Origin of the sequence: Nostoc sp. KVJ3, assembly GCF_026127265.1 — a bacterium.
Taxonomy (GTDB): domain Bacteria; phylum Cyanobacteriota; class Cyanobacteriia; order Cyanobacteriales; family Nostocaceae; genus Nostoc.
Window position 1 is genome coordinate 441,198 of the sequence record NZ_WWFG01000001.1, and the last position, 14,202, is coordinate 455,399.

The window sequence follows — 14,202 nt, forward strand, 5'->3', positions numbered from 1 at the left end:
TCTTATGACACCAACTTTATTAGGTCGTTGGCAAACTCGATTATTATTAATTGTAACTGTCGGTGTACTTGTATCTTTCCCTTTTGCACTAGGTTGGATTGGCCCTAGTGCTAACTCGGTTTATTTTTGGATACTAGGTTATGTCGCCGTATTTGGTTTAGGTTGGGATGTACTTTATAACTATCTCCAAAAATCACGATGGGACAGAGATTGGCCCGCAGCTTATCAATTATTAGCCGGGATATGGGAATTAGTATTTGTGTTCTGTGGAGTAAAACTGTTTGGCTTTTTACCAATACCTTTACCGAAAGAAGAATTACCATTAGCAGTTTTTTTATTGCATTATAGCGTTGTGTGGCTAGCAGTTTTTATTAGTTCACAAAGCCTGATGCGAATTATCTTTCCCCGTTGGCGTTTCCGGGGTGGGGAGTGGTTGTAATATATATCTAGAGAAGGAATAAGAGTTTTAAGAGGTTGTTTGAAAAGTAATTAGCTGTGATTTTAGGCACTTGTTGATCCCCCCTAACCCACGCCAGTCGCTCCACTTGGGGAGACCCCAAGACCGCGCTGGCTCCCCTTAAAAAGGGGGGAACCGGAATTAAAATCCCCCTTTTTAAGGGGAGCCACTGCGCCCTTGCGGTTCCCCGACTTGAAGCACGTGGCGTGGATTTAGGGGGATCTAAAACCTTTTACTACCAACAAGAAGACTTTTAAAACATCCTTTAAAGGGCGTTGCTGAATCGAGGTGTGAACTTGAATGTAGAGAAGTAAAATTTTACGTATCTACAAGGATTTTTCACCGCAATCAGCAACGCCAAGTTTTAGAGAGTTATTGCATAAATGTTATTGTTATACAAATATATCGGTTTGTAAAAATTAACTTATATAGGAATCATATTTGATTTCTGAAAAAACTCAGTGCAACTTAAAAAGGCTTCTTCCCCACTCCTCACTTCCTACCTAAGCAAATAATTTCATAAATCAAATCGCATTTCTAAGTAGTAATGCAAAATTAAATATACATTTGTCATTGCGAATGAAGCAAAGCAGAATGAAGCAATCCCAATACCTTGGGATTACAACTCTTGGAGACGCTGTTCGCGTTCGCTACATTTCATTCCGTACCCTACAGGAAGGCTCCGCCTACGCAATGACATAAATATTTTTGTATACGCACTTATATATGGCAGTTTTAGCTTGGATGCAATATGTTGTATTGACGTACAGTTGTATCCGTTTTTACGAACAATAGGGTAGTTGCTATCAAATTAAAACAGCTATCTTAATGTTTCTAAAATTAGCACTTGTGCTGATGTAGTCATCTATGAGACAAACAGGACAAGCTGAGGATATTTTTCAAGTAGAGACGCAAATTAAGGAAGCGTAATGTCAAATTTTGATCTAGTTATTCAGCTATTTTTACAACTCACAGTTATTTTAACCACTTGTCGCATTGTGACAATTTTAGGACGGCGCTATCTTGGTCAAACCGATGTTGTTTGCGAAATGATTGCGGGTGTAATGTTAGGGCCATCACTTTTGGGATTGATTGCACCAGATTTTCAGCAATGGCTATTTCCTAAGCTTCCTATTATCACTGCTGTCGGACTAAAGATACCCAATCCATCGATGTCAATTTTATATGCTATCAGCCAGATTGGGTTGGTAATTTATATGTTTTTGATTGGTTTGGAGTTCAATACTAAACTCTTAAAACATCATATCAAAAGTGCAAGTTTGCTATCTGCGGCTGGAATTATCACTCCTTTTATTTTAGGAGCGATCGCATCTTTTTGGTTTTATCGCAATGGCGATTTCTTTCAACCAAAAGTAACGCCGTGGTCAGCCGCTTTGTATCTGGGTGCGTCGATGACCATTACAGCATTTCCAATGTTAGCTCGCATTCTTTACGAACGCGGTCTAGCACAAACCCGTTTCGGTACTTTAGCTTTAGGTGCAGCATCGGTAGATGATGGAGTTGCTTGGTGTTTGTTGGCGATCGTTCTTGCTAGCGTGAAGAATTCTTTGAGCATCGCTATATTAGCAATTGGTGGTGGCTTATGCTACGTGCTATTTGCGATTTTTCTCGGTCAACCTTTACTGAGAGTATTCACACGCATGACAAAACGCGATGCAGGTGTGAATAGACAAACCCTAACTTTGATGTTGATAATTTTGATGTTTTGTGCGTGGTTTACCGATGTCACAGGTATCTATGCAATATTCGGTGCTTTTGTCTTGGGAGCAGTAACACCACGGGGAGAATTCGCCCAACAAATTCGCCAATATACAGAGTTTTTAACTACTTCTTTTTTGCTACCAATGTTTTTTGTCTTTTCTGGGCTGAACACTCAAATTGGATTGGTAAACACGCCGACTTTGTGGGGAATTACGCTGTTAATTATTGCGATCGCAATTCTTGGCAAAGGTGTTGCTTGTATGTTAGCGGCAAAATTAGCCGGGGAAAATTGGCGTGAATCAGCAACCATCGGCGCTCTGATGAATGCTCGTGGTTTAATGGAGTTAATCATCCTCAATATTGGTCTTGAGCAAGGTATAATTACCCCAACTTTATTTACTATCATGGTTATTATGGCAGTCATTACTACACTCATGGCATCACCACTGATTGCCTTTTTATTGCAAGGTACGAGCTATGATAAATCTTCCGCTTAAGCAAATTTAAATATAAAATTAATTGCCTAGTAATTGGGTAAAATTCTCTGTTTTGACTCTGGCTATAGCAATTAAATGAGTTACGAACAAAAAGATCCCCGACTCATTGAAGAAGTCGGGGATCTGAGCCTCTCGATAAAATTGGGTGTATCTAATAAGCTTGACATTTTCGGGTCATTTAAAGAATCATCTTAGAGAAACCAGATAGTTAATTGTGAGGAAACCATGCACATAGTTATTCTCGTTCTGGTTGAAGTGCTGATTATTATTGGACTTTCACGCTTAGTAGGGCTAGGATTCCGTTCCATTAAGCAACCTCTAGTAATTGGTGAGATTGTCGCGGGCATTATGCTCGGCCCATCTTTATTTGGTTTAGTTGCTCCCGATCTAGCAGTTACATTGTTTCCACCAGAAACTATTCCTTTTCTAAATGTTTTGTCTCAGGTGGGACTAATATTTTTCATGTTTCTGATTGGGCTAGAACTAAATCCCAAATATCTTAGCGGACAATTAGAAGTAGCTGTTTTAACTTCTCATGTCAGCATTTTGGTACCGTTTTCATTAGGAACATTGCTAGCGGTAATCCTTTATCCTCTAGTTTCCAATGCTAGTGTATCCTTCACAGCTTTTGCTTTGTTTTTGGGGGCAGCAATGTCGATTACTGCCTTCCCGGTGTTAGCGCGAATCATTACTGAAAACAATTTACAAGGAACGCGTTTAGGAACCTTGGCGTTAACTTGTGCAGCGGTGGATGATGTCACAGCCTGGTGTCTTTTGGCAGTTGCGATCGCAGTAGCTAGAACTGGTGACTTTGCTGGTGCGATACCCACAATTATCGCCAGCATAGTTTACATCGGCTTGATGTTGACGGCGGGACGTTGGTTTCTCCAACGCCTTGCCAAACACTATCTGCGTGCGGGACGACTCAGCCAATTGCTTCTAGCTGGGATTTATATGGGTGTGGTTGCGTCGGCATTAATTACCGAACTAATTGGTATTCACTTAATTTTTGGGGCATTTTTACTCGGAGCAGCCATGCCCAAAAACGAAGATTTAGTGCGGGAATTGGCAGTAAAAACCGAAGATTTTGTCCTGATCTTTTTGCTACCCATATTTTTTGCCTACAGTGGTTTAAAAACGCAGATTGGCTTACTCAACCGTCCAGAATTGTGGCTGTTGTGTGCGTTGGTTTTAGGAGTGGCGATCGCAGGTAAATATATTGGTACTTATGTCGCAGCCCGTGTCAGTGGCATTAGTAAACGGGAAGCCTCAGCCCTCGGTTGGTTAATGAATACTCGCGGCTTAACCGAACTGATAGTGCTAAACATTGGTCTAGAGTTAGGGGTAATTTCCCCTTTAATATTTACCATGCTGGTAATTATGGCATTGGTAACTACATTCATGACCTCGCCCTTGCTGGAATGGACATATCCAAAGAAGCTGATCAGGTTAGATGTCGTAGAACCAGAGTTGGAAGCAGAAACAGGTATAGACACCTCTACTGGAAGCGAAACTTACCCTCATCCTTTCCGAATTTTAGTGCCAGTGGCTAATCCAAGTACGCAAAAAGGTTTAGTCCAGTTAGCAGTAGCCTTGGCACAGCCAGCCGTCGGTGTCGCTCTCAATTACCGATATCCTGCCATTGTTAACCCCCTCAGCCTAATTGAATTTCAAGAAGACTATGCCTTTGAAAGCACCCCAGTTGAAGCAGATCGATTAATTGCCCAGCGTCGCCAGCAACTAGAAGAATTGATTAATACTCTCGAACCACCAGAAACTCGTTCTTGTGTGCATCCGATCGTTCGCATCTCCAGCAATGTTGCTCGTGAAACAGCACAGATTGCCACATTAGAACAAGTTGATTTAATTCTCGTCGGCTGGCATCGGCCAGCTTTTAGTAGTAATCGCTTAGGTGGACGAGTCGGACAAATGCTTACCACCGCACCAGTAGATGTAGCAGTATTTGTAGATAAAGGCAAAGAGCAATTAGAAAGTTTATTAGTACCTTATTCTGCAAATATCCATGATGATTTAGCACTAATACTAGCTCTCAGACTGCTAATTAATCGTGAGACTTGTATGTTGCAGATATTACAGATAGCAGCAAATCATACTAAGGAAGAATTGAGTTACGAACTGAACACGATGATGGAGCAATTGCCCACAAGTGTGCGCGATCGCATTGAAATCAAAATTATCGAAGCCCCAGAACCAATCCAAGCCGTTATTCAAGCCTCAGAAGGTGTTGACTTAACTATTGCTGGCACCAGCCGCACTTGGGGTATCGAGCGCCAAACCTTGGGAAGATATACAGATCAACTAGCTATCCAATGTCGTTCTTCTCTGCTGATTACCCGCCGCTACAGTCAAGTCACCGCTCATCTAGCCTCTATGCTTCCTGAGATTAATAGTCAAGAGCCAACATTGAGGAGTTGAGATTATGAATCATTTCAACTTCAAATCTTTAGCTTTTTACGGAGTAGCGATAGTTTCAGTGCTACTGTTGTTTAAAACTGTCAGCGTTTATGGAGAAAATAATCTCAAGGCTCCTCCGAACGTTAACGGGCGGTATCGTCTAACCCTGTCAGAGAATTTGCCGAAGTGTGAAAAATCGGATACCCTAACGTTAAATATTCAGCAGTCGGGTATTTACTTAAATGCCTCTGTATTACCGGCAAATACTAAAACCGATACTGACGAAAAGCACTCTCTGGCAGGTATCTTCAGAAATCAACAGTTAAATTTATCTGGAAAAGTTGGTAGATCAATCCTTTGTAATATTCCTCGCCCCCAAAACGATCCTCTGAACTCAGTCACAATTCAAATGCAACTTGTGGATAAAGGTAATATGACTGGTCAATTAACCATAAATGGCATCCCACAAACCCTGAAATTCACTGCTGTGCCCGAAAAAGCTGAGGAAAAGTCTCAGAAGTTATGAATTGAGGAGTGGGGATTTAAAGAGCAATATGGGTTTTATGGAGCAGATAAAAAGAATGAATCAGGGACTAAAGACTAGGCAATTTTGCCAATGGCGCAAGCAGCTATTTAACATCAGTCTATTAGGCTTAGGCTTTTGTGCAGCGATCGCCCTCGAAACTTCCACCAGTGCTGCAACACCTGGGGCAAAGCTAGATAACTGGCGTTTTTCACCCAAAACACAGCAACTCGAAATCACCCTCTCAGCAGGTACAACCCCTCATTATTTCTACTTAGCCCAACCCTCTCGGCTTGTTGTAGATTTACCGAATACTAAGTTGGGCAAAGTTACCACGCAACAAAGTTATTCTGGAGCAATCAAAAGTATTCGCGTTTCTCAATTAAATGCTAACGACACACGCATTGTCTTAGATTTAGCACCAGGGATTGCTTTTAATCCCAAACAGGTACAACTGCAACCTGTTTCCCGAAAAAACTCCACTCGCTGGGTATTACGTCCGGTTATTTCTGGTAAAACCACTGCCGTGAAATCAGGAAATTACCCACCTTCACCCAAGAAACAACCTCAAACACCCTATCAGTACTCACAGCCGCCTAGCGATCTACCCGTAACTACTACTAATCTACAAGCACCCTTACTCACAATTCCGCCTATATCAACAAATGACCTGCCCTCAACAATTACTAATAACTCAGGACAACCTCTTATCACTGTACCTCCCCTAGCTCCGAATACATCCTCTCAACAACCTGCTTTGATTCTTCCTCCTACCTCTTTCCCAAATCAACCCAGTAACTTGAATAACATTCCTCCTTCTGATATGTCGGCATTTCCAGTGCCAACAATCCCCAATGTTTCCAATCCCCAGGTGATTGAGTTTGGTCAACCTTTACCTAAAACTAAATAGGGTTTGCTGAAAGAGTCAGAAAAAACCAAGATAGGGATTTATATTTCACAAACTGCGGAAATCAAAGATAATGCTACTATCGGGGCTGTAACTGCTCTGAGGATGCGGCGACCAAGAGAAACAGGTTGAAATCCAGATGCGATCGCATTCTCAATTTCTTCGGGTGTCCATCCTCCCTCTGGCCCAGTAGCAATCACAATCTCGCTAGAGATGCTATTCAGCACCTTGTTTAAATGGGGATACTCCCCACGAGCTTCACAAATATAACGATGACTTGTCTGATTAGTGATGACAGCAGTATTAAAAGCAACAGGCTCTAAAATTGTTGGCACAAAAGAGCGCTCTGATTGTTCGGCGGCTTCCGCAGCGATGCGCCGCCAGCGTTCGAGTTTTTGAGAACTAGGATAAAGCAAAGTGCGATCGCTTAATACTGGTGCAATACAAGTTACTCCCAACTCTGTACAACACCGTACAACTTCATCAAATCCATTGCCTTTGGGTAACGCCACCATCAAGGTAATCGATACAGGTAATTCTGTTTCTACCAAAAGCGCTTCTAAAACCTGTGCTTGTTCTCCTGCTAGCTGCGCTAACCACCATTTTCCTTTACCATCCATTGCAATAAAGCGATCGCTTTCACGCAAGCGCAACACCCGCCCCAAATAGTGTTGTTGTTCTTTGGTGAGGAAAATTTGCCCTTGTTGAAATTGGGAGGGTGCGATCGCAATTCTTTGCAGTTGAGACATTTTTCTTAATAAACTACTCCCCTGCTAGGGAAGGCTATGGTGTACACACAAGTCGAATTACCCCCCTTATAAAGGCTACGGTGTACACACAAGTCTGTAGAAACCCAAAATCGTTGGAGATCCCCCTAAATCCCCCTTAAAAAGGGAGACTTTGATTCTAGTCCCCCCCTTTTTTAAGGGGGGTTAGGGGGGATCTAAAGCTGTGGGGCAACTCCAAAAGACTTGTGTGTACACCCTAGCTTATAAAGGGGGGAAACCGGAAAATCTTGTTCCCTCCCCAATACATACCTACGGTGTACACACATCTCTGTAGAAACCCAAAATCGTTGGAGATCCCCCTAAATCCCCCGATAAATTGGGGGACTTTAAGAGACTGTTGCCCCCCAATTTATCGGGGGGTTGGGGGGATCAAAAGCCTATGAGACCACTCTCAAAGACTTGTGTGTACACCGTAGCCAATACATACGGGGAGGGTTAGGGTGGGGTAAAACCTTGGGTTTTTCAGCTATTTCAGACTTGTGTGTACACCGTAACCTTTTAGGAGAGAGGTCATCATGATTTCATTATCTTCAATTTTTCGGCTTAGGAAAGATTCTGGAAGTAAGCCTCTAGCGCTTCAGTCACCAACTGAGTCATTGGTTTACCTTGGCTTTCTGCTACTTCCTTCAACTTGCTATAAACCTCTTCTTTCAAATTCACCCGATGGCGTGATTTATTTGCACCATTGGCTGCTTGAGGTTCATAAGTGCTAGCAAATTCGCGGATGGCATCAAAACCAATGCGATCGCAAAAATCACCAAAGCTTTCCTTTGATTTCCGAGATTTCTTAAAATAAACAAAAATCGGCTCTAAAAAGCTTTCCAAATCATTATGGTGCAGTTTTTCTGTGTAAGGTTGCGCCAGTCGAGTCTGATTTGGCGAACCACCTAACCATACTTGATAAGATTCTGGAGCGCTACCAACAAAGGCTAATTCTGCCAAGTAGGGACGAGCGCAACCATTAGGGCATCCTGTCATCCTTACCACAAAATGCTCGCTTTGTAAACCTATTTTATTTAATAGAGCGCGAACCCGTTCCAAAATTCCCGGTATTGCCCGTTCTGATTCGGTGATTGCTAACCCGCAAGTAGGTAAAGCCGGACAAGCCATTGCATACCGCACTAAAGGTTCTATTTTACTAGGGTCATCTCCCACACCGTAACGGCTAAGAATTTCTTGAATCGCTTGCTTGCTATCTGGTTCGATATCGTAAAAAATCAGGTTTTGGTTGGATGTGAGACGGATGGGTAAGTTGAACTGCTCGACAATTTCCCGCAGGGCAGTTTTTAGTTGAAACGAACCTTCATCCTTGACTCGACCATTTTCAATGGAAATGCCTAAAAATAGTTTGCCATCACCTTGTTCGTTCCAGCCGAGAAAGTCGTGATATTTAAACTCTGGCAGTGGTTTGAAGGCTTCAACTGGTTTCCCAAAATATTCTTCAACTTGGGTGCGGAATTTATCTACACCCCAATCGTTGATTAAATATTTTAATCTGGCGTGACGACGGTCGGTGCGATCGCCATAATCTCTTTGAGTCGCAACAATCGCCTTCACTATGTCGTAAACATCATCTTTCGCTACATAACCAATAGGGTCTGCTAACCTAGCAAAAGTCTCTTCTTTACCGTGAGTCCGTCCTAAGCCACCACCAGCAAAAATATTAAATCCTTCTAATTGTCCCTTTTTATTGGTAATCACTACCAAAGTCAGGTCTTGGGAATATAAATCCACCGAATTATCCCCTGGAACCGTCACGCAAATTTTGAACTTGCGGGGCATATAGTGAGTTCCATAAATCGGTTCTTCGTTGTCATGGATAATTGTGCCATTCCCGTTACGCTGTCGCGCCGCCTTCACCTCTGGGTTCTCCTCAGCACTAATTGCTTTCTCCCCATCTAACCAAATTTCGTAATAAGCGCCGCTTTGTGGTGATAGCAAATCAGCAATATTTTGGGCATATTCCCAAGCATACTGATACTCAGGGCGATTCTTAAAGGGGGCTGGTGGTGCCATCACGTTGCGATTGATGTCGCCGCAAGCTCCCAAAGTCGAACCCAAGTTGTTGACAATTGCAGCGATCGCTGCTTTCAGATTCTTCTTTAAAATACCGTGCAGTTGGAAACCTTGACGGGTAGTTGCTCGTAACGTATGATTCCCATACTCGTCAGCGATTTTATCTAAAGCCAAATACAGCTGCGGTGGTACTAAACCACCCGGATTTTTTGTTCGCAGCATAAACTGGTAATCTTTTTCCTGTCCCTTAGTGCGGTTATCGCGGTTATCCTGCTGGTAAGAACCGTGAAACTTCAAAAGCTGCACCGCATTTTCGGTAAAATGAGTAGTGTCTTCAAGGATCTCAGTTGCTACAGGTTCACGCAAAAAATTACTATTTTCCTTGATTCCTTCTACTTTGGAAGGCTTACGGCTGGCGATGGGGGAAGGAGCAGATTTAACCATTAGAGTTGTATAGGATTCTCAATAAAGCATTACGTAGACACCGAATTAGCACCCTTCGGTTACTTGATCCCCGGTAATCCGGCCGGAATAAAGAGGAATATTTTAATTTTACCACGGCAAAAGTCGGCTTTGTCAGTGATGTAACACTTCACAAAACCAGCTTTTTGGAGTAATGAGTTTTGAGTGTTATTAGCGACAACAGGGCGTTTAGCCCGTCATGAGTACGTGAACTACCCCGCCGTAAGACGGACGAGGCTTCCCAATTCATCGGCAATAGCCTCCAGAACTGCGTAGTTCTATTGGTCTTACATTCCCTCCAAGGGCAGGAGTCCTGGTTCCCAAGACCCAAATCTTTTTCTTGTAACACTTACCTATACAGCTTGGTTTTCGCTTACGGCATTGGTGGCCAAGACCCAATAATTTTATCAGAAAATTTTGGCCCTTCGTCATCCAGTATTGTTTTTTTGCTTCCTGCTTAAAAACAATACTGGATGCAATCCTCACCCCCCGCTCACAATCCCCACCTTGTAGCATCTGTTGCAACAAGCTATAGAGGGAATCTATAAAGTTAATTTTGAGCAGTTATCGTGGAGATTGAATAATGCTAACCGCTGCAAAAACGTTGTCTGGTTTGATGGGTTTATGTGTCGGTGATGCATTGGGTGTACCAGTGGAGTTTACTAGCCGTGCTGAACGAGTCAAATCTCCAGTCACAACCATGTTGGGTTATGGCACATGGAATCAACCGCCAGGAACTTGGTCAGATGATAGTTCTTTAAGCTTTTGCTTGGCAGAATGTCTTTGTCGGGGATATTCTTTGGATGCCATAGCCAATTCTTTCTGGCGCTGGTACAAAGAAGCTTACTGGACTCCTCGTGGCGATGTCTTTGATATTGGTCAAACCACCCACACAGCAATTATGCGCCTAAAACAGGGAGTTGTCCCCCACCAAGCGGGCGGTAAGGTTGAAAATAGTAATGGCAATGGTTCGTTGATGAGAATCTTGCCAATGGCTTATTGTCACAGAAGCTTAACTTTAGGCGAATTGCTGGCGCGGGTGCATGATGTTTCGGCAATTACCCATGCTCATGCGCGATCGCAAATGGCCTGTGGCATTTATATTAGTATTGCAGTGGCGCTCTTGGAAGGGGCTGACCCCCAAACAGCTTATTTACAAGCACTGCAAGATATCCAAACAATTTATTCTGTGCGGGAATTTTTGTTAGAGAAACCCCATTTTGGCAGAATTTTCAGTGGTGAGATTGCCAAGTTACCTGTAGAAGAGATTAATTCTGGCGGCTATGTGATTGATACCTTAGAGTCATCCCTGTGGTGCTTATTAAATAGCTCATCTTATTCGGAAGCAGTACTAAAAGCTGTCAACTTAGGCGGAGATACCGATACTACCGCCGCCGTTACCGGTGGGTTAGCAGGGATTTATTACGGGGTGGAAAATATTCCTCACAAATGGATGAACCAAATTGCTCGTAGACAAGACATTATTTACCTAGCAGAGCGTTTTGCAAGAGCTGTCTACAGCTAGTTTTCCAACATTGACTGAGTGGTCAATGTTACTTTACAGGGATAAAGTAAAAAGTCGGAGGCGATCGCTATGGTATCAGTCAGCGATGCACAAGCAATTATTTTAAATTTAGTACAACCGTTGGATCGTCTACGGGATACAGAAATTGTAAATTTATTGGCAGCCGATAGCCGGATTTTAGCAGTACCTGTAACCAGTCCGTTAGATTTTCCCCATTGGGATAATTCAGCAATGGATGGTTACGCAGTTCGCTACGAAGATGTGCAACACTCTAGCGCGGAACAACCAACCGTTTTGGAAATTGTTGAAGATATTCCGGCTGGCTATCAACCCAATTCTACGATTCAACCAGGAGAAGCCGCCCGAATTTTCACAGGTGCCCTGATGCCAGCAGGTGCGGATACTATAGTCATACAAGAGAGAACACGCCGGGACGAAAACCGCGTTCATATCCTAGCTGCACCAAAACCGCAAGAATTTGTCAGACATAAAGCATCTTTTTACCAAGCTGGAACCCAACTATTACCAGCCGGAATTAAGTTAAATGCCTCAGAAATTGCTGTATTAGCGGCAGCACAGTGTCCGCAATTAAGTGTGTACCGCCGTCCACGGGTGGCAATTTTTTCGACTGGTGATGAGTTAGTACCAATCGATCAACCCTTGCAATCAGGGCAGATTGTGGATTCTAATCAGTATGCACTGGCAGCTTTGGTAAAAGAGAGTGGCGCAGAACCATTACTATTAGGAATTGTGAAAGACGATCCAGTTGCTCTAGAGAAAGTTATTACCCATGCAATTGCGATCGCCGATCTAGTTATTTCTTCTGGTGGTGTCTCAGTAGGAGATTATGACTATGTTGACAAAATTTTACAGTCCCTAAGCGCAAAAATCCACATTCGCTCTGTAGAAATGAGGCCAGGAAAACCCCTCACTGTCGCCACCTTCCCTAGTACAGACGCGATTAATCGCGTCTCTTCCCACTCTCCACTCTATTTTGGTTTACCAGGAAATCCTGCGGCTGTGTTAGTGACATTTTGGCAGTTTGTGCTACCAGCCATCAAGAAACTTTCGGGAATTACTGAAGGTTGGGAACCGGCATTTTTGAAAGTGCGATCGCATCATGAATTGCGATCGGATGGCAAGCGGGAAACTTACCTTTGGGGTAAATTGCATTTAATTGATGGTGTCTATGAATTTTACAAAGCTGGTGGTAGTAGCAGTTCCGGCAATTTAATTAATTTAGCTCAAACCAATGCCTTAGCTGTCCTCCCAATGGGTAAAACATTAATTTCCCCACAAGAAGAGGTGCAAGTTTTGCAGCTTGTCAATGGGGAGTGAGGGAGCAGGGGGAGCAGGGGGAGCAGGGGGAGCAGGGGGAGCAGGGGGACAAGGAGGATAAGGGAGACAAGGGGGAATTATTGAATAGTCTCTTCCTTGTCTCCTCGCTCCCCCTTGTCTCTTCTTCATGCCCAATGTCCAATATTAAAATATCTGCTCAAAAGCCTCAATCAGGCTGTTAACTTCCTCAAGGGTGTTGTAATGCACCATACTCACTCTGACTATTCCACCTTGCGAGGCTAACCCCAGATATTCAATAAGCCGTTTAGCATAAAAGTCGCCGTAGCGAATCCCGATATAATGTTGGTCAATTTTTGCCGGAATAGTTGAGCTATTCATTCCATCTACTACAAAAGATATAGTCGGCACACGGCATTGACGGTCAGCCTTTGATTGACCAATAACTCGCACATTAGGCTTACTATTGAGGTAGTTTAACAGGCGATCGCTAATCTGTTCTTCATGTATGCTAATTAAATCAAACGCTTGCACCATCTGACTTCTCAAATCAAGTGCAGTTTGATCGCCGTAGTGCAGTTGTGCTAACTCACTTAAATAATCGCATAAACCTAACATTCCATAACTTAATTCAAAATTGACATTCCCCAACTGAAACTTATAAGGTATATCTGTCTGTTGAATAAAATAATGATTAAGTCCAGGCAATCTTAATAAATGTTCTTCTTTGCCATAAAGTAAGGCATGGTGCGGGCCATAGACTTTATAACAACTCAAAACATAGAAATCAACATCTAAATCTTGGACATCAACTAATCTGTGTGGTGCATAAGCTACACCATCTACACAAATCATCGCATTGCGATCGCGTACAAAGGCAGCAATTTCTTTAATTGGGTTGATAGTTCCCAGAACATTAGAAGCATGAGTCAAGGCTACTAATTTAGTGCGTTGACTCATCAACGGTTCCAAATCTGCTAAATGAAGTTCTAAGGTATCTGGGCAAATTTGCCACACTTTAACCTTTATTCCTTGTTTTTCCAGAGCGACCCAAGCACCAATATTGGCTTCATGGTCACAATTAGTAACAATAATTTCATCACCAGGTTTAAAGGTTTGACCCAGACAAATTGAGAGAACTTTCAACATCATTGTTGTAGATGGGCCCATAACCACTTCTTTATAAGAATTGGCATTAATAAAAGTAGCCATTCCCCTAGTTGCTAGAGCTAATCGTTGTCCTGCAAGTTCGGAAACTGCGTAAGAAGCTCCCAACTGGACATCAGAACTTAGGAGAAATTCGCTAATTCTATCTACTACCTTTTTCAGGGTTTGTGAACCACCAGCATTATCAAAAAAAGTCCATTCACCTGCTAGGGCGGGAAAATATTGACGAACTTTATCAAGATTCAGAAGCATAATATAAGTTTTATAGAGAATGTTCTTTACCCTAGCCTACCTTTGCTTAAGTTGCCCAGAGAGCATCTACATCCTCATTTTGCTATTTACAGCTTGTTGTAGCAGCCTTCTTAGTCTCCAAAAATCTCTCTAGAGGGGGTATACTTGGGAACTCAAAGAGTATCTTACTGACATA

10 protein-coding genes are annotated in these 14,202 nt (G+C 42.8%); 7 read left to right on the forward strand and 3 right to left on the reverse strand.

Annotation, left to right across the window (positions count from 1 at the left end):
• Positions 1-4 precede the first annotated feature (4 nt).
• From GTQ43_RS02020 to GTQ43_RS02040, 5 genes are all read left to right on the forward strand, one after another.
• Positions 5-439, forward strand: coding sequence for a hypothetical protein (locus GTQ43_RS02020; RefSeq protein WP_265270235.1), 435 nt, complete (start codon positions 5-7; stop codon positions 437-439).
• Positions 440-1,386: 947 nt separating this feature from the next.
• Positions 1,387-2,676, forward strand: coding sequence for a cation:proton antiporter (locus GTQ43_RS02025; protein WP_265270237.1), 1,290 nt, complete (start codon positions 1,387-1,389; stop codon positions 2,674-2,676).
• Between the two features lie 225 nt (positions 2,677-2,901).
• Positions 2,902-5,112 (forward strand): cation:proton antiporter, encoded by a 2,211-nt coding sequence (locus GTQ43_RS02030; RefSeq protein ID WP_265270239.1) that lies wholly within the window; start codon positions 2,902-2,904, stop codon positions 5,110-5,112.
• A 4-nt stretch (positions 5,113-5,116) separates the two neighbouring features.
• Positions 5,117-5,617, forward strand: coding sequence for a hypothetical protein (locus tag GTQ43_RS02035; RefSeq protein ID WP_265270241.1), 501 nt, complete (start codon positions 5,117-5,119; stop codon positions 5,615-5,617).
• Positions 5,618-5,672: 55 nt separating this feature from the next.
• Positions 5,673-6,524 carry an AMIN domain-containing protein gene (locus tag GTQ43_RS02040; protein ID WP_265270243.1) on the forward strand — a complete coding sequence of 284 codons (852 nt, stop codon included), beginning with the start codon at positions 5,673-5,675 and terminating at the stop codon, positions 6,522-6,524.
• A 38-nt stretch (positions 6,525-6,562) separates the two neighbouring features.
• On the opposite strand, the gene GTQ43_RS02045 is transcribed toward GTQ43_RS02040, so the two are convergent.
• On the reverse strand, positions 6,563-7,270 hold the full coding sequence (locus tag GTQ43_RS02045; protein WP_265270244.1) for a 16S rRNA (uracil(1498)-N(3))-methyltransferase: 708 nt from the start codon (positions 7,268-7,270) through the stop codon (positions 6,563-6,565).
• A gap of 582 nt (positions 7,271-7,852) precedes the next feature.
• Positions 7,853-9,769, reverse strand: coding sequence for a sulfite reductase, ferredoxin dependent (gene sir / locus GTQ43_RS02050; RefSeq protein ID WP_265270246.1), 1,917 nt, complete (start codon positions 9,767-9,769; stop codon positions 7,853-7,855).
• Between the two features lie 601 nt (positions 9,770-10,370).
• Here sir and GTQ43_RS02055 point away from each other — a divergent pair.
• A complete protein-coding gene (locus GTQ43_RS02055; protein ID WP_265270247.1) occupies positions 10,371-11,312 on the forward strand; it encodes an ADP-ribosylglycohydrolase family protein in 942 nt (313 codons plus the stop codon).
• Between the two features lie 69 nt (positions 11,313-11,381).
• Positions 11,382-12,650 carry a gephyrin-like molybdotransferase Glp gene (glp, locus tag GTQ43_RS02060; RefSeq protein WP_265270248.1) on the forward strand — a complete coding sequence of 423 codons (1,269 nt, stop codon included), beginning with the start codon at positions 11,382-11,384 and terminating at the stop codon, positions 12,648-12,650.
• Positions 12,651-12,794: 144 nt separating this feature from the next.
• Here glp and GTQ43_RS02065 read toward each other — a convergent pair whose 3' ends face one another.
• Positions 12,795-14,027 carry a cysteine desulfurase-like protein gene (locus GTQ43_RS02065; protein ID WP_265270250.1) on the reverse strand — a complete coding sequence of 411 codons (1,233 nt, stop codon included), beginning with the start codon at positions 14,025-14,027 and terminating at the stop codon, positions 12,795-12,797.
• Between the last annotated feature and the right edge of the window lie 175 nt (positions 14,028-14,202).